Origin of the sequence: Butyrivibrio sp. (assembly GCF_017940685.1) — a bacterium.
In the GTDB taxonomy this organism is placed as follows: Bacteria; Bacillota; Clostridia; order Lachnospirales; family Lachnospiraceae; genus Butyrivibrio.
Genome location: NZ_JAGAYD010000048.1, coordinates 1 through 20,644, shown reverse-complemented (window position 1 = coordinate 20,644; position 20,644 = coordinate 1). Strand labels below are relative to the sequence as shown.

Below are 20,644 nucleotides of genomic sequence, written 5' to 3'. Positions count from 1 at the left end.
TCCTTAAGAACTGTCTTCATTACATACTTGTTCATTCCAACAGCTGATGAAAGAACGTCACATCCAACTACAGGAAGCCCCATTGTTGCAAGGTAGCCCTGCAGGGTTCCATCCTCTACATTGGTTCCATGAACGATAGGGAAAGCAACATCAACCTGAGTTATAAGGTTGTTTCCAAACTTCTTCATGGGGTATCTGACAAGGCTTACTCTGTCACCATCCTTAACCCAGATAACCTGAGTGCTCTTTTTAAGAAGCTCTGGGATGTGGGTGTACTCCTCGATGGTTCCGATATATTCGCCAACGTAAAAATCATTGTTCTTGGTCATGTAGACAGGAATAACTTCGTACTTGTCCTTGTTAATACTGCCTATTGCCTGTATTGCAGAGATAATGGAAATCTCATGCTCTGTACTCTTTCCGCCAAATAAAACTGCTACTTTTAGCTTCATAATATGCCTTCTTTCATTCTCTATTACTTATAGTTATCAGGAAGATCATTCTCAAGCAGGATGACCTTTTCTTTTCCTGCATCAATCTCATACATCAGCTCTGAAGCCTCTTTAAAGCTTGACTTTGTAAATATCCTTTCCTTGTCAAAGCCTGCCCCTAAAGCTCCTCTTTCAATATCTGCGCTGTTCTTTTGTCCAACAAGGATGATGTAGTCGCAGACAGCTGCTGCCTGCTTTCCAAACTCTTCGTTGTACTCTGCTTCCTTCTCCCCAAGCTCTACCATACCTGGAGTAACCAGGATTTTGACGCTGCCTTCAAAAAGAGAAAGTGTCTCAAGGGCCACCTTGGCACCATTGGGGTTGGAGTTATAGGCGTCATCCAAAATAGATACATTTCCGTGCTTGGTAAGCTCAAGCCTGTGAGGTACGCTTACAAGGCGCCTTACCGCCATAACAAGCTTTTTCATTGGAACACCAAGGCTGTTTGCTGCAGCAATGGCTCCCACTATGTTTTCTACATTATGCCTTCCTACAAGCCTTGTTGTAAACTCTGCGGTTTCACCGCTTGGCGCTGTAACAGTAAAGCTGGTTCCTGCTCCTGAAACCTGAACGTCCTTTGCCTGATAATCATTGCCATCAGACAGTCCATAGGTAATCGCATCAGGATACTTCATGTTTGCACGGATTATCTCGTTGTCTCCGTTTACAAACTTAAGGTGCTTTCCCTCCTGCTTGCCTTCCGCCTTTTCTTTCTCATCTACAGCATCAAGCAGTTCATACTTGGTGCTGATGATGTTCTCAAGACTGTGGAAGGTCTCAAGGTGCTGATAGCCAATAGATGTCACTATTCCATCATCAGGGTGAACAATGTCTGTTATCTCTTTTATATCATGAAGATGTCTTGCCCCCATCTCGCAGACAAAGATTTCATGAGTGGGTTTAAGGTGCTCTCTTATGGTCCTGACAATTCCCATTGGTGTGTTGTAGCTCTCAGGAGTCATCAAAACGCTAAAGCTCTCAGATAAAAGCGTTGTGAGATAGTACTTGACGCTGGTCTTTCCAAAGCTTCCTGTGATACCGATGATACGAAGGTTCCCATGCTCTTTTATCATACGAACAGCATCATCGATGTACCATCTGCTTATCCTGTTCTCGATGGGCTTATTGATGAGGTTTGCAAGGGCTGGCAGAAGTGGCAGAAGTCCAATGTACAAAACCATCATGATAACGGTGATCATCATGGAGATAAAAGCACCAGCAAGTCCTGCTTCCGGTGAAAGATCCTGGTATGACCTTCTAAAGGCCCCAAAAATGATATAGGGCAGAACCAGGATCAAAAATGACAAAATGACATATGTTACAAAGAGTCTCTTAACTCTGTCGGTTACCACAAACTTTTTCTTGGCCTGCTTGGGTACATAGGATATCAAAAGACCTACATACACCCCAAGGAGCGCCACCAGAGCCAGGATCTGAATCCCGGTATTTATCAGCTCCCCAGACATGGTGATGACAAACAGCAGGATAAAAGCTATATGTGCTATCATTCTTGCCTTGTCAGTTTTAAGATGTCTGAAGTACCCCTGAAACTGATAGCTTGAAAGCTGAAGCATATGTGTGTGGTACCTAAGTCCCAAAATGGCAAAGCATACAATTGGCAGATAAATTAAAATCGTAAAGATCATCTACTGATCACCTCAAAAGCTGATCCCAAGAAAACTTCCAAGGATCTTATTAAACAAATATGTGTTATCAAGAAAGCTGTAGTGACCTGCACCTTCTATCACTGCAAGACCTGCCTGGGGCATGAGTTTTTCCATCTTCTGGCCATCAGAAAGAGGAGTCGCTGTGTCCTTGTCTCCCCAAATAAGAAGAGCTGGCATAGTAACGGATGGCATGTAAGGCTCAAGGTCCTCATTTACCACCTTCACAAGGCTCTGCCTCATTACTGGAGAAGCTGCTGCATAGTCTGCGCTTCCAAATTTCTTTTGAAGAGCATCCAGTGTCCCTGGGAAAGCCTTTGCAATTCCTGTCTTTGTGATGAGGTTTTTATAGAACTTATACCTTGCAGTTCTCTTTTTCTGGGCAGCAGTCCTTACAGGAATGATACCTGCTGAGTCCGTAAGTATCACCTTTGGTATGGTAAAAGAGCTGTCTATCCTTCCGTCCTTTATCCCTGAGGCCAGCTTAATTATGATTCTTCCCCCCATGGAGTGTCCAAGGAAAATGATCTCTTTTTCCTCTGGGAAAAGAGTCTTTATAAAATCCAGAACGAAGTTCACATAATCATCTACGTTCATGGGCTCTTTTGGCTCATCACTCTTACCAAAGCCGGGCATATCCATAGCTACAACGTGATACTTCTTTTTTGCAAAGCCTATCACCGGTGCGAAGAGATCTATATTGGATCCCCATCCGTGAAGCATAAGGAGCATTGGCCCCTGGCCTTCATCTATGTAATTGATATTTAAATCACCTATTATCGCTTTCATGACCCATCCATATTAACACTACCCTTAGGCAGTTGCAAACCAAAAAGAGACTATCACTTTGGAAAAAGTGCTACCAGGAACTCTCACTGTTCAAGGACACTTAACATGAATATCAAAAGAGATACCGCCTCAGGATCATTCAACACACCGCTTTCCCCTGAATCCACGTAGGTCCTTTCAGTATCGTCAGTGAGATAGTTTACAGCTCCCGGATTCATTCCCGAAAGGAAGTGCACATGATTCTCAATGATGGTGGTGTATTCATGGTTGTAAATGATATGGTCTGTGATGGTAAGGCATCTCATATCCTTAAGAATATTTTCAAAACCATGCTCTGTATCTTCATCTGTCACCAAAAAGCTTGATCCCGAAGCCTTAGCTGCGATTTTCTCAGAAGCTTTCATGAGAAGCTTCATAAGATATGTACATCTCTCAACATCAACCTTCTGATTGATGGAAAGATATGTCACAGCTCCAAGAAAAATATTCTCGTCACTGTTAAAAAGTTCCTCAAAGTCTGGCCTTGTAAAATACCCATCCATTATGTCTGTATACACTAAAGAGCCTGTAGCTCTGTACAGCTGGACTGCTGCCTTAAATGCAGCTGAGTCATCTTCTGCCCTCTTATTATTTAAGAAGCAGGAAAACGCTCTGTCTGCAGCCTTCAGGGCTGTAGTTGCAAACTCGGGATCATACTGCTGGTAGAAGTAGCTAAACCTCGCCATAGCTGACGCAAAAGAGATAGTAGCTTCCATGGACACTGGTGTCACAAGGACAGGTGCAGCAAACACATCTCCTCCCTTTTGAACATCTGTCACTGCAGCTGCATACTCTCCTCCAGTTCTAGTGTCCTGCATCTTTAAAAGCCACTCAGCTTCAAATCTGACCTCATCTAAAATATCAGGAATCTGGTTTCCGCTTTCTGGAATGCCTGCATCATCGGTAAACGCAGAAGGATTCATCTCATATGCAACAAGGAGGTTCTCAGCGATCCTGCTGCCAAGGGCAGCATCCCTTCTTGCCAGCTCGTCCATGTGCCAGCCCCCTGATACATCGATCTGGACTGAAGGATCTTCCTGTAGCCTTGCCATAGTTGTATGGCATGCGCTGTGAGCGTTGTCTCCTGCATAGTTCTCGGAAAGACCTATTCCGCAGCGGTTAATGTAGTATTTTTTACAGGCTTCATTAAACAGTTCCTTAAAGGCATCCTCTTTTACAGAAAAAGAATATGACTCTCCGGTAGCATCTGTATATACGCAGTACTGCCCCTCTTCTTCAAGGTCATTAAAATATCCCAGGCTTACATACTCATTAAGATTCTCGTCGTATACAGGTTTTACGATCTCTCCGGTATAGACATTTTTTCCGGTTTCCACATCGTAGATACCAAAATTCCCGGAAACATCCTCTCCCTTAAAAACAACTACCTTCTCCGAGTCTTTGCTATAGCCAAGCTGATCAACAAGACCTCTTGGAACCTGCACAGGTACCTGATAGTCCACCAAAGCCGGAGCCTTTGTGGTAATCTCAGAAACCTCTGCCTCCAATTCAGCAGAAGAAGCGCCGCAACCTGCGACGCTTCCAATCATGGTCATAGACAGACCAGCAATTATTATTTTTTTGAATCCATTACACTCATAAGACATACTAATTATTTTACGCGGTTGAAGTTTATAAGACAACCATCAAGGATGATCTGTCTCTCGTCATCTGTAAGATCACCCATCTTAAGAGTAAACTCCTTCATTGATGAACCAGAGACTGCTACCGCCTTTATGGTGCTGTCCTTGTTCTCAACAGCCTTCCTGATCTCTGGAAGGAAGATATAATCAAGCCTCTTAAATGGAAGCTCGCCCTCATCAATGATAAATGGCAGCATACCCCAGTTGATAAGGTTTGAACGATATCTCTTTGTAGCATACTCATTGGCTACGTTAGCCCATCCGCCAAGAACCTTCTGACAGGAAGCAGCCTGCTCTCTTGCAGATCCGTCACCAGGCTTAACTGCAAATATTGTAGAACCAAAGCCCACATTGCTGTTATCAACGTCTGCATAAGTATTCTTAATAACATCCATAACACCCTTAAGCTCTGGGAATGCAGCAATCGGATCCTTGCCCTCTATAAGTGCATCCTGGGCTGCCCTTACTTCTTTTGCAAGGCCAACATACTCAGGGTCCTTTCTTGAAAGAGTGAACTCTGCAAGGCCAAGAGGATTTGATCTGTAGGATGAAGTCTCACCTGATGGGATGAGCTCATCTGTTGTTGTTACAGGGTCATGGATCTCTGATACAACCTTAAGAACCAGGTTCTTTGGAAGCTCAGACATCTTTGGCCAGTCTTTGATGTTTGGTCCAAGCTGAAGCTCTACACTTGGATCTGCCTTGCCCTTTGAATCAAATACTCTGTTCTTGTAAATAGCACTGTCAAAGTGATACTTGTATTTTTTGATCTCTCCGTCAAATTCAGTAGCAGGTGTAAGAACGCCCTTGTTAGCTGCAGTTGCTGCAATAGAGCGGGCATCCATAAGTGCAACTGATGCAACTTGTCCATTCTGAACCTTGGAACCTTCTCTGTTAGGGAAGTTCCTTGTTGAATGTCTGATACTGAAGGCGTTGTTGGCAGGAGTATCTCCAGCGCCAAAGCATGGTCCACAGAAAGCGGTCTTAAGAATCGCGCCTGTTTCAAGGATTGTAGCTGCTGCTCCGTTCTTAACGATCTCCATGTAAATTGGAGTAGAAGCAGGATATACGCTTAAGGTGAACCTGTCGTTTCCAATAAAGTTTCCCTTTAAGATATCAGCTGCTGCGCAGATATTTTCAAATCCGCCGCCTGCACATCCTGCGATGATTCCCTGATCAACAACAAACTTGCCGTTAACAATCTTATCCTTAAGTGAGTAGGAAACCTTGTCACCAAAGCTTACCTTAGCTCTCTTTGTAACTTCCTCAAGGATATCGTCAAGGTTCTGATTAACCTCGCTAATTTCATATACGTTGCTTGGATGGAAAGGCATTGCGATCATTGGATTAAGGCTGCTTAAGTCTACCTTAACAAGGCCATCATAGTAGGCAACCTTTCCAGGCTTGAGCTCCTTGTAATCTTCTGATCTACCATGGATCTCATAGTACTCTTTTATCTCGTCATCTGTTTCCCAGATAGATGAAAGGCAGGTTGTCTCTGTTGTCATAACATCGACGCCAATCCTGAAGTCGGCGCTAAGATTCTTAACACCAGGACCTACAAACTCCATTACCTTATTCTTTACATAGCCATTTCCAAATACCTTACCGATGATGGCAAGAGCAACGTCCTGAGGACCAACACCCTTCTTGGGTTCTCCCTCAAGGTATACTGCAACTACCTCCGGTCTGTCTACGTCGTAGGTCTGACCAAGAAGCTGCTTAACAAGCTCAGGGCCGCCTTCTCCAATAGCCATGGTTCCAAGGGCTCCATATCTGGTGTGTGAGTCAGAGCCAAGGATCATTCCGCCGCCTACAGAGAGCATCTCTCTTGCGTACTGATGGATTACAGCCTGGTGAGGTGGAACATATACTCCGCCGTACTTCTGAGCTGCTGTAAGTCCAAACATGTGGTCATCTTCATTTATAGTGCCGCCTACTGCGCACAGTGAATTGTGACAATTGGTAAGGACATATGGGATAGGGAACTTCTCAAGACCTGAAGCTCTCGCTGTCTGGATGATTCCAACATAAGTAATATCGTGTGATGTAAGCTTGTCGAACTTAACACAGAGCTTGTCCATGTTGCCTGAGGTGTTGTGGTTTTTCAAAATACCATAGGCGATAGTGTTCTCTTTTGCCAAATTTTTCTGCTCATCTGTAATACCAAGACCTGAAAGCTTAGCCGCTGCCTCAGCGTCATCTGGGATCAGTGTCTGTCCATTTACAAGGTAGCATCCCTTGTCCAAAGTCGTTACCATTTTGTTCCTCCTACTTCATACTCTTTTCATAAATAACATTGGCGCTATTTTAGCACAAATCTTATCCCTATAGTATGATCTTTTTTACTGTTCATTATAAATTCTCTGGAGCTGTCCGGTTATTCTTTCAAATCCAGCCTGCTTTAGCCTTGCCCTGAACTCTGCAACCTTTTCTTCTGGAGGCCCAACGTATGCTCCCATGGAGATCTGTGGAATGTATTCGTCGCAGATGGCTGTGATAGCTTTCAGTTCGTCATTGACATAAGGAGTTGCAAATGGGACTCCCTCCCATGGATAGGCCTCAGCCACGTGTTCATAGCTATTTACCAAAGTATAGTAATCATCAAGGGCATATGAAACATCAGGAACCTCATATTCATCTCTCCTGCCCCACCAGAAGTTGGTCACAAAGCTGTCCTTGCTCTCATTATACCCACTTGGCTTTTCGATCATATGGCTGCCGGTAAACTCATACTGGATGCCCTCTATACCGTATCTCATCAGGTTATAGCATTCCTGATCGTTTCTTAGCATATCGTAGACCATAAGAGCTCTTTCCGGATTTTCCGAATATGCTGAAACTGCCATAGCGCCGTGAAGATTAGACACCTTAAGGAGATTACCATTTTCTTTTCCAAACCAGTAAAACTTTACATTGGTATCGGGCATATCAAGGTCTGCTTTTGGTTTGATAACAGTGTAAAAGTTCTGGGTGTGATGCTGGATAACTGATGATTCACCCATATAGAACTCATCCTCATTATCACCCACCATGGCAGTATCACTTCTAAAGACGCCCTTAAGTCGCCATTCCTTCATGAGTTTGGCATACTCAATAAGTTCATCTCCCTTGTAGAACGGAGAAATGATCTTGCCCTTATTATCAAGGTCCTCTCCCCACAGGCCATAGGTGGTAAGCTCGTATATAGGAGCGTAGTTTCTCTTACTCATTATATATCCCAGAGGCACAATGCTTGTTTTTCCATCAGTGTCCCAGGGGATCATATCCGGATGCTTTTCCCTTACACTGTAAAAATATGTGCACAGGTCATCCCAGGAATTGATCTCATAAAGTCCAGCTTCTTTCGCAAGATCTTCTCTGTAAATAAAGCCATGGTTAGTCCACTGGGTATATTCATTCTCAGGAATAAAATAGATGTTTCCCTCGTAGGAGCAGCTTCTCCAGATAGACTTGGGAACATTAGTATACGTTATGCCACAATACTTGCGGAGCATATCCTCAGAAAGAGGAAGGAAGTTGCCCTCTATTACATTGGGCCATGCATCCAGCCAGTCTGAACCTGTTCCAATAAGGTCCACACCAAGCTCTTTTGTCTTTACTGCGTTGTTATAGTTAAGAAGATAGTCTGACCATCCCACATAATAGATGTCAAGCTTGGCATTAAGGCGCTTTACCAGGATCTTGTTTAGTTTTTCAATAACCTCTTCGGTTCTCCCGTTGGTAGGTTTATCTCCAATAGTAAGATATGTGATCGTCACAGGGTCTTCACTAAAGTCTATTTCATCCATGGCTGCAGGGTTTCTGTAACCCTTCTTACTAGCCGCTCCACAGCCTGCTGTTCCCAACAGCATAGTAATAACAAGTAGAATCGAAATAATCCTCTTACTCACAAGCTTTACCTCTCTGCTCTTTTTCAGCCTTATTTCTTACTCTAAGTTCAACGAAAAAGTTCTTTAGCATCTCGCTGCATTCTTCCTTAAGTACACCCTTTTTTACCAGTACCTGGTGATTAAACTCAGGGTTATTGAGGATATCCATCACCGATCCCGCGCATCCTGCCTTGGGATTTTCTGCAGCCATGATCACCTCAGGTATCCTGGCCTGGACAATTGCCCCAGAGCACATCTGACATGGTTCCAATGTGACGTATAACTTACAGCCCTCAAGTCTCCAGTCTTTCATGTACTTTCCTGCTTTTTTTATGGCAGTTATCTCTGCATGGGCCAGAGGCGTTTTATCTGTGTTTCTCCTGTTGTATCCCCTGCCAATTATCTTGTCCTCATAGACTATAACGCAGCCAATTGGAACTTCACCAAGTTTATATGCTTTTTTTGCCTGGGCAATTGCTGCCCTCATGTATTTTATGTCCTTTTTCTCTTCTTCGGACAGTTCTCTATTTTTCATAATTCATACCAATATGGTAGTAATTGCTTTTCGTTTTTGCTATTATGTTTTTACAACTCATTTCTATTATAAGTTTTTTATTCGAGGTACACAATGAAGATATCAACAAAAGGCAGATACGCACTGAAGGTCATGCTGGATCTTGCCCTTCACAACAACGGAGAATATATAGCAGCAAAAGACATTTCCAGCAGACAGGGTATAACCCCCAAGTACATGGAACAGATCATCTCTGCCCTCAGCAAAGCCGGCTACCTTGACAGCATGCGCGGAAGCAACGGAGGTCACAGACTCTCCAAGGCTCCTTCTGATATTAACGTTGGGGATATCCTAAGAACAACGGAAGGATCACTGGCGTCTGTTGAATGCACAGCAGACTCAGAAGGGCTCTCCTGCCCTCTGGCCAGCGAGTGTTCCACTGCCATTTTCTGGCAGGGACTTGATAAGGTCATCAATGAGTATATAGACAGCTTCACTTTGCAGGACCTCTTAGGTCAGCAGTGAAGAGTTTGACATAAATCAAAAAAGTAAGTATAGTAATAGAGCGGTTTTGTAAAGGGTGCATGTAGCAGCACTTCTGTGAGGGAGTGGGTCTTATGCAATGGAAATCCGCGAACCGTGTCAGGTCGGGAACGAAGCAGCACTAAGTGGAACCTTTCATGTGTTGTAAGGTAGCCTATTCTTTTCCGAAGAGACGTGCATGCATCCTTTAGAGAATCTCATCAGCTTTTCTTTTCCAGATATTTCATGTAGCTGATAACCATCATTGCAATCTTAAAGGTCAGGGCATCATCAAATTTCCTAACATCAAGCCCACAGCTCTTTTCCAACTTTTCAATTCTATAAACAAGAGTATTCCTGTGAACAAATAGCTGTCTTGAAGTCTCTGATACATTCAGATTGTTTTCAAAAAACTTGTTGATAGTGTTAAGAGTCTCTTCGTCAAGGTCGTCAGGAACCTCATTATCACCAAATATCTCGTCTATAAACAGCCTGCAAAGGCTCTCTGGAAGCTGATATATAAGTCTTCCGATTCCCAGTGTATTGTAGGCGTTAACTCTTTTCTCAGCATAAAAGATCTTACCCACTTCAAGAGCCATCTTGGCTTCCTTGTAGGATTTGCTAAGGTCTTTGAGTTCATCAACTATGGCGCCATAGGCTACTCGAACATTGAGCATGGCCTCAGTATTCATCATGTCTACAATGGTAGTAGCGATCCTATGAACCTCGTCATAGGACTGTCCCTTTGACAATGTCTTGATAAGGATCACACTGTTCTCATCAACTGCAGTGACAAAATCTCCCATGTGGTTTCCAAACATTCCACCAAGAAGCTCAGAAGCCATGTTGTCTGCGGTGTCTCCTGTCTCAACAAGAACTATTACCCTGGGTGCATTTACTTCTATCTTAAGCTTCCTTGCTCTGTTATAAACGTCAATGAGCAGCATGTTGTCCAGAAGAAGATTCTGGAAAAAGTTATTGCGGTCAAACTTTTCCTTGTATGCCTGGATAAGTCCCTGAAGCTGACTTACACCAATCTTACCAACCATATAAGCGTGCTCCGAATCGCCCTTAGCTAAAAGAATATACGCAGGGTCCTGGTCATCCAAAACCTTAAAAAGATGGACATCACCAATAACCTGTGAATCCACAGGGGAATTGGCAAAGCTCACAATTATTGAAATATCCAAAAAGTCTTTTTCGCTGGTTGAAGCAACTACATCTCCGCTTAAGTCCATCACAGAAAGCTCAACCTTAGTAATGGCGCTCAGTTCCTCTATACTGGTCTTGATCGTGTGTGCTGTTATCATGGTTTAACCCCCTTAGACGCTCATAACCTACCTACTTCTGAGTATAACACTTTATCTGCACAATAGAAAAGAGCTGCGCCCAAAAGCGCAGCTCTCAATATTCAATGAATTAGTTTGTGATTGTCTGCTCTGTCTCTTTGTCGAAGATGTGGATCTTCTCAACATCGAAAGCGAACTTAACCTTATCGCCAGGTCTAGCTGTTGTACGAGAATCAACTCTAGCTGTGATAGGGAACTCAGCAAGATCAAAGTACAGATAAACTTCTGCACCAAGAAGCTCGTAAACGTTGATTGTTGACTCGAATACTGCCTTAGATGTGTTAACAACCATTTCTGAATCGTCAACATCCTCAGGACGGATACCGAATGTAACAGTCTTTCCAGCATAGCCACCATCGATAAGCTTCTTAGCCTTTGCAGGTGGAAGCTCGATTGACTGACCAGCGATCTTAAGGCTAGCGCTGTCGCCCTGAACCTCAACTTCTGCATCAAGGAAGTTCATCTGAGGTGATCCCATGAATCCAGCAACGAAGAGATTGCCTGGCTTGTCATAGAGGTTCTGAGGTGTGTCAACCTGCTGAACAACACCATCCTTCATAACAACGATTCTTGTACCAAGTGTCATAGCCTCAGTCTGATCGTGTGTTACGTAGATGATTGTTGTGCCAAGTCTCTGGTGAAGCTTAGCGATCTCAGTTCTCATCTGTACACGGAGCTTAGCATCAAGGTTTGAAAGAGGCTCGTCCATAAGGAATACCTTAGGGTTACGAACGATAGCACGTCCCATAGCAACACGCTGTCTCTGTCCACCTGAAAGAGCCTTAGGCTTACGATCAAGGAGCTTCTCAAGGTCAAGGATCTTAGCAGCATCTCTAACCATCTTGTCGATTTCAGCCTTAGGAACTTTTCTAAGCTTAAGTCCGAAAGCCATGTTATCATATACAGTCATGTGTGGATACAGAGCGTAGTTCTGGAATACCATGGCGATATCTCTGTCCTTAGGCTCTACATCGTTAACAACTCTGTCACCAATCTTAAGTGTTCCTGAAGAGATATCCTCAAGTCCAGCGATCATACGAAGAGTTGTAGACTTTCCACATCCTGAAGGTCCTACGAAAATGATAAACTCTTTATCCTCGATGTTAAGGTTGAAATCTTTAACAGCCTCAAAACCGTTAGGATAAACTTTAGTTACATGCTCAAGTGATAAACTTGCCATACCAATTAATCCTCCTATTTTGTACAAAGCTTTCTGCTAGGTTAAAGTATAAAGAATCAGCAGTTCATTGGCTATTCACCATTTTCACAAAGATTTTATTTTTCATTAGCCAATCTGCCTAGTTTTTTGAACAATTTCCCCAATCAACAAAATTATGACGAATAAACGAAAATATCACTGTGCAATTTGCCTATTGTCTTTTTCATCAAAAAGATAACATGCCAATGCCATCCTTGCGGGATCTTATCAGAGCACTCTCAGCAGCATTCAAAATATCTGCAGCATTTTTACCGCTGTCCGGGAAAAGAGCTGCTCCTGCATTTGCTGATAATTCCATCTCTCCATCTGTCACCTTGACGTCGTGGAGAAACATCTGCATATGATCAGTCTGCTTTCTTACATCCTTTTCCTCGTGGATGTCCTTAAGAAAAACCAAAAATTCATTATCTGAAATTCTTCCAAGTATATCAGTAACTCTGAATCCCGCCTCAAGGGAACGTGAAAACTCTTTTAATCTTTCGCTGGTAAAAATGTCTTCCTTTTCACCAGTGTCACTGCTGTTTAATCCAATAACAAATAAAAGACCTCTTTTTTCACCAGTTTCATTTATATAATTGTCAATTGCCCTTGTTGCTGAAACCCTGGTCATAAGCCCTGTCGCCACATCTCTTTCAGCTTCAGAAAAGCTCTTTTCAAATTTCTTTCTCTCAGCATAATTGCTGATAACATTAGCAACATATATCATTAGAACAAGTAAAAGAGATGATGCGATGGACCATGTAAAAGCATATCGAAGAGGCTGAAGACTTCCGTCAACCATCTGACGCATCTCATCTTCTGTGATGAAAGTGACAACTGCTCCTGCCATGTTTCTAAATGGTACGACTATTACATATCCATAATCTGGTACATCAGACATGTAAAGATTTTTTTGAGATATGCTAAGTTTGATGGTGTCCTTTGAAATACCTGCAGGAAGATCGTTCCACAGCTTCTGCCTAGTCACCCCTGAGTTTCCTTCGTACTTCTTACTGTGACCAACCGTTACAATATCGCCATCTATAGTCACTATATCTGACCTGTTGGCAATGTACTTGTCTTTAAAGAGCTGATCAGAAACATGTATTACAGGAAATTTGGAGATCAGATACCCTTTTTCCTTATTGCTGTAGGTAATACCATTGACAATAAGGATCTCTGAATCCATATCAGCCTGTCCATCAGGAAGGATCATGCCAACTCCGCCTCTTGAGTATTCAGCTGTGACATCCTCAAAATATGCTGTCTCACCTACATTTATATCCCGACCATCCATGTCATATCCGACGCCATCAAGATCGCAGACAAAAGAATTGGAAAGCTCTGTCTCCTCCACCATATTCTTAAGCAAAAGCGTTATCTGATTCTTGTTATAGGTGGGCGTATATAGAGAAAGAGACTCTCCTAGCTGAGTAATTCTGGACATAGCATTCTCAACAGAAAAGTCGATGTTATCCAGAGACATCTCCACATCAAATGCTATCTCGTTCTCCTTAGCCTCAACTGCTCTGCTGTAAGAATATGTCCAATATTGTCTTAGTGTGATGGCCATGATCACATAATAGATTATAAGTGGTATAAGCCATCTTAAATGCTTTCTGTTACTCTTGTTCATCATCCTCAATTTTCTTTATAGCGTTTTCCAGTTCCTGCTCTTCAGAAATATCTTCTTCCTTGGGCTCGAACTTCTTGAAGGTCTCATTGTAGAGAGCAGCACAGGCATATCCAGGTCCTGCTATTCCTATGAGGATCAGAAGTGGTACAAGCTTAAGTCCAAAGAAATAGTAAAGAAGCAGTGGAAACAGTGAAACAACTAACATGGCTGCCGTCTTTGGAAGCGCCATGATCGCAACCAGAAATGAGTTCTTTAACGTTCCAAGGATCTTGTTCTGGAACTTGGACTGAAGCGGGAAAATATACATCGCAGCCATAAGCAGGATAATGCTAGCTGCAGTGATGATATATTTGTAAACAACACCGGCATTTCTCATAAGAAGAAAATCCATTACAAGAATACCGCCAGCAATAAACTGGATTATCATAAGGATACTGCTCTGTTTGAAATTCTCCTTAAATGACTTAAAGAAAGTCTTGGTGATATAGCTCTCCTCATCTCTTACTATCTTAAGGAGCACAAAATGCATCGCTGTAAGTGCTGGTCCAAGTGGTATTGAAGCGATAATACCAACGATCCATGCCCAAAATACATAATTAAGAACAAGGGCCTGGTCATCATATACAAGTGCACCAAGCATAAGATACTGCTGGATAATAAGTGGCAGTGCAAAAATAAGCACCAGTATATTGAGCCACATTACATCAGCCATTTTACTAAGTCCTCTCATGAGAGGACTGTCAAGATCAAAAATCTTCCCCATTTAAAACTATTTCCTTCCTAATTCTCTTTTCTCATAATAAAAGTTCCATCGGCGTAAATCTGATGCCGTCTGCAACTGTCTCCCCCTGAAGGTTCTTAAAGCCCTTCTTGTGATAAAACTCCACAGCATAAGGCGATGAATTGACAGTGAGCCTGTCAACGCCTTCCTCCTCGATGGCATATCTCTTTACAAATGTAAGGAGCGCACTGGCTACTCCATGTCTGTGATACTGTTCATCCACAAATAAAAGAGAGATATGCTTCTTTTCACGCAAAGACAGCATACCCACATATCTGGAACCATCCGTAGCCACAAAAAGCTGATAATGACCTGCCACAAACATCTTTCTGAGCATATCATCATTTACAAATCTGTGGAAATTTTCTATTCCCTCCTGAGAATAATCAGGGGCGTCGAATCTCACAAAGGTATCCCATGCGAGCTTCATCGCCCCATCCCAGTCAGAATGGTAAGCGCATCTTACCATTATTTTCGACGTGTCAATTTGCTGCTCCACCATCAATCACTTTCTTGAGCCAGTTGTACTGATCTTCAAATACAGTCTCTCTGCCTATCTCCTGCTGAAGTTCGTGGCGCATACCGTCGTAGAGCTTCAGTTCTACATTCTCAATGTGAAGTTCATTTGTATAAATTGTGTAGAGTCTCTTAAGGGCATCTCCGTAGCTGCCTACAGGATCTTCCTTACCGCCAGTGATGAGTATTGGAAGGTTCTTAGGAATATCTTCCATCTTCTCAACATCCTGAACTCTCTTAAGAAGCTCAGCCATTGTTTTAAATCCATTTAAAGTAAATACAAAGTTGCAGAATGGATCAGCAATGTATTTATCAATGCTCTCCTCATTGTGAGAAAGCCAGTCAAACTTGGTCCTTGGATTTGGGATCCTCTTAAGATATCCCTTAAATGCCATGTTGTTGACCATGGTGCTGCGGGTCTTCTCGCCAAGTATGAACTGCAAAAAGCTTACAAGACCTGAAAGACTCTTAACTGTACCCGTTGGCATAAAGGCTGTTCCCTGAATGATGGCGCCCTTGATACCTGTTCCGTATCTGGTGATATATTCCCTTGCCACAAAAGAGCCAAAGCTGTGGCCAAGGATAAAGCATGGAATTCCAGGATAATCTTCCTGAGTCATCTTTTTAAGTCTGTGAGCATCCCTTACAAGAACTGTTGCTGGATCCTCCTTACAGAAAAATCCCTTTGTTCCATTTTCACCTACAGATCCGCCATGTCCAAGATGGTCATTACCTATTACGAGTATTCCTCTCTCAGCCAGGTAGTTGGCAAACTCATCATAGCGATCAACATACTCCTGCATTCCGTGGATGATCTGAAGTATTGCAACAGGCTCACCCTCCGGAATCCATCTGATAGCGTGGAGCATTGTCTGTCTGTCTCGTGATTTGTAAGTCAGTTCCTCTTTGCGTACCATTTGGAATTCCTCCCCAAAGTTATTCTTATATATCTATACATATATAATACTACAGATTGCGTCGTTTCGGTTGTTTAAAAACGCATTATCAGCAAATCTCTGCTCCACTTGGCATCTCTTTTTCAGGTGTCATAAGTGAAAGGTTTCCGTCTGCATCCTCTGCGCAAAGGAGCATTCCCTCTGAAAGAACGCCAGCAAGCTTGGCAGGCTTAAGATTAACAAGTACCATTACCTTCTTGCCAACCATCTCTTCAGGTGAATAGTACTTCCTTATTCCTGACACGATCTGCTTTACAGAGCTTCCGATCTTAACCTGGGAGCAAAGGAGCTTTTTAGAGTTTTCTACTGCCTCGCACTTAATGATCTCGCCAACCTGGAACTGCATTGCTCCAAACTGGTCAAAAGAAATCTCTTCCTTTGCGGGAATATCTATAGCAGCTTTCTCCTCTCCAGAATCCTCTTTCTTTTCTACAGGTGCAGGAGCAAGTCCAGCCTTAGCAAGGTTTATCGCTGCCTTTTTCTGGGCCTCCTCAAATTCTGCCTTCTGCTTCTTGGTGATCTCAGCTGCCTTTTCAAGGACATCTTTAAGGTCCTTTCTTGCAAAGAGCATCTCTGGTGCCTCAGCTACCTTTGTGTCATTTGGAAGAACTCCAAATGTATTAAGGGTATCAAAATCCCTCTCTGGTGCTGAAAGCTGTTCCTTGATCTTCTGAGCTGTCTCAGGCATAAATGGATCAAGGAGTGCTGCTCCAATACTGATAGACTCTACCAGGTTGTAAAGAACTGTAGAAAGTCTGTCCTTCTTGGCCTCGTCCTTACCAAGGATCCATGGCTCAGTTTCATCAATGTATTTATTGCATCTCTTAAAGAGTGAGAATATCTCGGTAAGTGCATCAGCCACACGAAGTTCATCCATCTTGGCTTCTACCTTGTCGTAGCAGGATGTGACTACAGCCTTAAGGTCATCGTCAACAGCCTCTGTTACTCCCTTGTCTGCAACAACGCCGCCAAGGTACTTGTTGCTCATGGCAATAGTACGATTTACAAGGTTTCCAAGTGTGTTGGCAAGATCAGAATTGAAACGCTCAACAAGAAGTTCCCAGGTGATAACACCATCGTTGTCAAATGGCATCTCGTGAAGAACGAAGTATCTTACAGGGTCAACGCCAAAGATGCTTACAAGGTCATCCGCGTAAATAACGTTGCCCTTTGACTTACTCATCTTTTCTCCGCCCTGAAGAAGCCATGGGTGACCAAATACCTGCTTTGGAAGTGGCTCGCCAAGAGCAAAGAGGAAGATTGGCCAGTAGATCGTATGGAATCTGATGATATCTTTTCCAATAAGATGAAGATCTGCAGGCCAGTACTTCTTGTAGAGGTCTGAGCTGTTTCCATCTGCATCATAGCCGATACCTGTGATGTAGTTGGTAAGGGCATCAAGCCATACATAAACGACGTGTTTGTCATCAAAGTCTACCGGGATTCCCCACTTAAATGAGGTTCTTGATACACACAGATCCTGAAGTCCTGGAAGAAGGAAGTTGTTCATCATCTCGTTCTTCCTTGCTACAGGCTGAATAAATTCAGGATGTGTATTGATGTGCTCAATAAGTCTGTCAGCATACTTGCTCATCTTAAAGAAGTAAGCTTCCTCCTCGGCCGGGTGAACCGGTCCTCCGCACTCAGGGCATTTGCCATCAACAAGCTGAGACTCTGTGTAGAAAGCCTCACACTCTGTACAGTACATTCCCTTGTAGGAACCCTTGTAGATATCACCCTGGTCATAGAACTTCTTGAAGATCTTCTGAACCTGCTTAACGTGATCCTCGTCTGTTGTTCTGATGAACTTATCATAGGAAGTGTCCATCAGGTTCCAAAGACCTTTGATGGTATCTGATACCTGATCTACAAATTCCTTGGGGCTGCTGCAGCCTGCTTCGATAGCTCTTGTCTCAATCTTCTGGCCGTGTTCATCAGAGCCCGTCTGGAAGAATACATCAAATCCGTCTCTTCTCTTATATCTTGCAATTGCATCTGCCAGGACTATCTCATAGCTGTTTCCGATGTGAGGTTTTCCTGAAGTATATGCAATAGCTGTTGTAATATAGTACTTACCCTTATTCTGCATCACTTTCATCCTTTCAATATATTATTACCAGCATAAAAGCTCATATCCTGTCTCTGTGACCAAAAGCTCTACCTCCCACTGGGCAGATGGCTTAAGATCTGCTGTATATACAGTCCAGTCATTCTCTTCGTCTATGAAGATCTCATTGCCGCCCATGTTGACCATAGGCTCAATTGTAAATACCATTCCCGGAACCATGAGCATTCCTGTTCCAGGCTCACTTACAAAGCTTACAAATGGCTCTTCGTGGAACTCGTTGCCACAGCCGTGACCACCGATCTCTCTTACTACTGTATATCCATTTTTTAAGGCGTGCTGATGTACAGCATTGCCCATGTCTCCAATTGGAGTCCATGGAATAACTGCCTTAAGGCCTTCCTCAAGGCACTCTTTTGTAACATCAACAAGTCTCTTTTTCTCAGGTGAAACCTCTCCAATGCAAAACATTCGTGAGGAGTCTGAAAAATACCCGTTCAGGATAGTAGAGCAGTCAACGTTGATGATATCGCCTTCCTGAAGAATTATGTCATCTGATGGTATTCCGTGGCACACCTCTTCATTAATAGAAGTGCATACACTTTTTGGGAATCCTTCATATCCTAAGTCCGCTGGGGTGCCCCCCATCTTGGTGGTGGTGTTATAAACAATGTCATCTATTTCCTGAGTGGACATGCCCGCATGGATCTTTTCACCGATCTCATCCAGGACCGCCATATTTATGACCGCACTCTTTTTGATCCCTTCAATGTCTCTTTCTGATTTAAAAAGCTTTCTTGAAGGAACTATCATTCCCTGATGTTCATATTTAATTATCTTGTCGTCAAATGCTGCATGGCAGCTCTTGTACTTTTTGCCACTGCCGCACCAGCACGGATCGTTTCTGTCTAATCTTTTATACATAAAAACCTTCTTTTTACTGTAAGCGGCCCCATCGCAAAGATACGTGGGGCTACTTCAACAAATATAGTATGCCTTCTTGACTGTCAAAAGTCAAATAATTCACTGTTCTTGCGGCTTGCAAGAAAACCTGCTGTTTACTATCTCAGGAACAGGAGTGTTTTTCCTGATGTAGTCTATAAGAAGATCTGGCATCTCCTCTGAATAACTTCTGACCACAGGACTTTTTCCTATGCACTCATAGCCGCCTGTTCCCGTTGCTCTGTAGTTACTTGTAGCAAGGGTGTACTCTTTATCATCAGAAATCTCTGATCCATCAAGCTTTTTTAAAGTCACAACCCTGTCTCCCACAGGCCTTGTAAGATCAAACTCATACCAGAGTCCTGCGTAAAAGTCGTAGTTATAGTGCTCAACCTTTGGCTGAAGGAACACTTTGGAAATACTGATTTTCCCTGTTTCTTTGTCGTAGTCAAAGTATTCTGCACATCTCTCAAGGGCTGTCTTTAATACCTTTTTGGTAACTGACTTAACCTCTATTGTGTTGGCAAACTGGTATATTCCAAGAACATCTCTTACAGTGATGCTCTTTTTAAGGCCAAGAGGGTCATTGGAAAGGCTGGTGCAGGCAAAATCTGCCCCTGTAAAATCAAGTTGCACCTGGTTAAATATAGAAGCAACCTTACTTCCATGAAGGGCAACAGAAAGTTTTTCTTCAGGCTGTATCTCTTTTTCCAAAAAACCAATGGGCTCATCCAGCCATTTATCTACAGTTGTTGTAAGGTCATTCATAAAGTCATGAGCCTTTTCGATCTGCTCATACTCTTTACCGGGCTCTTTTACGGAAACCAGTTTTGAAGTGATAGAAAAGTCCCCCTTTGTGCCAGATACTGAAAGTTCACAGTATCTTCTTGCCTTGTCAGGTGGCTGAACACCGTAGGTTCCGTTTATAGTAACACCCTCAACAGCCATGTGCTGATGACCTGTAAGCAGAATGTCGAAATCCATCTCTCTTGCTATCCTGCAGGCTTCATTTTCTTTTGTATCAGAAAGGAGCCTTCCTGATGAAAGGTCCTCTTCAAATCCGCCGTGGTAGATGCAGACTGTAAGATCGCACTTATCTTTTATGGCTTCAAACTCTTTTTTAAGTTCTGTTATGGGGTCAAGGACTTCAAGCTCAGACAGGTTTTCTTTTTGCTCCCACACGTTTACATAACCTGTAACAGCAGCAGTAATGCCCACCTTAAGGCCATCTGCCATGGTGTGTATGACGCTTTTCTTAATGCCAAGAGCTCCCTTTTTATCCACAACATTGCAGGATATCAGCTGAGCCTTCATTGCTGTTACATAGTCAAGGATCGCTTCATATCCGAAGTTGAAGTCATGATTTCCCAAAGTGTAGTAGTCAAGCCCCATGGCATTGAAGCCTTCAGCCATTGGGTTAAACTCATATTCGTTTTTATGGGCCAGATAGTAGGACAAAAGAGGTGTTCCCTGAAGGGAATCTCCCCCATCAAGAACCAGCGTGTTATCATCCTTATCAATCTGAGCGGCAACACAAAAAAGCCCCGTGTTCTCGGGGCAATTCTGTGCGTAATTTACAGGATATAAACTTCCGTGTGTATCTGATGTAAATACGATTCTCATATTTCTTCCTCTTATTGCAATTATCCTCTTGTGAGCTTAACTCT

The 20,644-nt window shown here is 43.0% G+C and carries 16 protein-coding genes, 1 other RNA gene and 1 pseudogene; 2 read left to right on the top strand and 16 right to left on the bottom strand.

Features of this window, described 5'->3' with window-relative positions:
• The 7 genes and pseudogenes from J6I68_RS03605 to tadA form a co-directional block, all read right to left on the bottom strand.
• Positions 1-452: pseudogene (locus J6I68_RS03605) on the bottom strand (D-alanine--D-alanine ligase); the annotation flags it as partial.
• A 23-nt stretch (positions 453-475) separates the two neighbouring features.
• Positions 476-2,137, bottom strand: a complete 1,662-nt coding sequence (locus J6I68_RS03600; RefSeq protein WP_292217493.1) for a Mur ligase family protein — start codon at positions 2,135-2,137, stop codon at positions 476-478.
• Between the two features lie 12 nt (positions 2,138-2,149).
• Positions 2,150-2,944: an alpha/beta fold hydrolase gene (locus tag J6I68_RS03595; protein WP_292217492.1), complete on the bottom strand. Its 795-nt coding sequence runs from the start codon at positions 2,942-2,944 to the stop codon at positions 2,150-2,152.
• Positions 2,945-3,027: 83 nt separating this feature from the next.
• Entirely contained in the window at positions 3,028-4,539 is a 1,512-nt protein-coding gene (locus J6I68_RS03590) for a glycoside hydrolase family 9 protein (protein WP_292217491.1), read from the bottom strand.
• A gap of 56 nt (positions 4,540-4,595) precedes the next feature.
• Positions 4,596-6,887 (bottom strand): hydratase, encoded by a 2,292-nt coding sequence (locus J6I68_RS03585; protein ID WP_292217490.1) that lies wholly within the window; start codon positions 6,885-6,887, stop codon positions 4,596-4,598.
• Positions 6,888-6,971: 84 nt separating this feature from the next.
• Positions 6,972-8,519, bottom strand: a complete 1,548-nt coding sequence (locus J6I68_RS03580) for a DUF3502 domain-containing protein (protein WP_292217488.1) — start codon at positions 8,517-8,519, stop codon at positions 6,972-6,974.
• Positions 8,512-9,033 (bottom strand): tRNA adenosine(34) deaminase TadA, encoded by a 522-nt coding sequence (gene tadA / locus J6I68_RS03575; protein WP_292217486.1) that lies wholly within the window; start codon positions 9,031-9,033, stop codon positions 8,512-8,514. Before tadA ends, J6I68_RS03580 begins: the two co-directional genes overlap by 8 nt.
• A gap of 93 nt (positions 9,034-9,126) precedes the next feature.
• Here tadA and J6I68_RS03570 point away from each other — a divergent pair, with 93 nt between their 5' ends.
• The gene (locus tag J6I68_RS03570) at positions 9,127-9,537 is read left to right on the top strand and encodes an RrF2 family transcriptional regulator (RefSeq protein WP_292217485.1); all 411 of its coding nucleotides are present in this window, start codon (positions 9,127-9,129) and stop codon (positions 9,535-9,537) included.
• An 81-nt stretch (positions 9,538-9,618) separates the two neighbouring features.
• Positions 9,619-9,718, top strand: an RNA gene (gene ffs, locus J6I68_RS03565) — signal recognition particle sRNA small type.
• Between the two features lie 37 nt (positions 9,719-9,755).
• Here ffs and J6I68_RS03560 read toward each other — a convergent pair.
• From J6I68_RS03560 to J6I68_RS03520, 9 genes are all read right to left on the bottom strand, one after another.
• Positions 9,756-10,844, bottom strand: coding sequence for a PucR family transcriptional regulator (locus J6I68_RS03560; protein WP_292217483.1), 1,089 nt, complete (start codon positions 10,842-10,844; stop codon positions 9,756-9,758).
• A gap of 109 nt (positions 10,845-10,953) precedes the next feature.
• Positions 10,954-12,063: an ABC transporter ATP-binding protein gene (locus J6I68_RS03555; protein WP_292217482.1), complete on the bottom strand. Its 1,110-nt coding sequence runs from the start codon at positions 12,061-12,063 to the stop codon at positions 10,954-10,956.
• A gap of 205 nt (positions 12,064-12,268) precedes the next feature.
• The gene (locus J6I68_RS03550) at positions 12,269-13,717 is read right to left on the bottom strand and encodes a GGDEF domain-containing protein (protein WP_292217480.1); all 1,449 of its coding nucleotides are present in this window, start codon (positions 13,715-13,717) and stop codon (positions 12,269-12,271) included.
• Positions 13,704-14,480, bottom strand: coding sequence for a YesL family protein (locus J6I68_RS03545; protein WP_292217479.1), 777 nt, complete (start codon positions 14,478-14,480; stop codon positions 13,704-13,706). The genes J6I68_RS03550 and J6I68_RS03545 overlap by 14 nt, the downstream gene beginning before the upstream one ends.
• A gap of 31 nt (positions 14,481-14,511) precedes the next feature.
• Entirely contained in the window at positions 14,512-14,928 is a 417-nt protein-coding gene (locus tag J6I68_RS03540) for a GNAT family N-acetyltransferase (RefSeq protein ID WP_292217478.1), read from the bottom strand.
• A gap of 52 nt (positions 14,929-14,980) precedes the next feature.
• On the bottom strand, positions 14,981-15,931 hold the full coding sequence (locus tag J6I68_RS03535; RefSeq protein ID WP_292217477.1) for an alpha/beta fold hydrolase: 951 nt from the start codon (positions 15,929-15,931) through the stop codon (positions 14,981-14,983).
• An 88-nt stretch (positions 15,932-16,019) separates the two neighbouring features.
• A complete protein-coding gene (gene metG / locus J6I68_RS03530; RefSeq protein WP_292217475.1) occupies positions 16,020-18,059 on the bottom strand; it encodes a methionine--tRNA ligase in 2,040 nt (679 codons plus the stop codon).
• Between the two features lie 24 nt (positions 18,060-18,083).
• Positions 18,084-18,959, bottom strand: a complete 876-nt coding sequence (locus J6I68_RS03525) for a methionyl aminopeptidase (protein WP_292217473.1) — start codon at positions 18,957-18,959, stop codon at positions 18,084-18,086.
• A 99-nt stretch (positions 18,960-19,058) separates the two neighbouring features.
• Positions 19,059-20,600, bottom strand: a complete 1,542-nt coding sequence (locus J6I68_RS03520) for a bifunctional metallophosphatase/5'-nucleotidase (RefSeq protein ID WP_292217471.1) — start codon at positions 20,598-20,600, stop codon at positions 19,059-19,061.
• Positions 20,601-20,644: the final 44 nt, after the last annotated feature.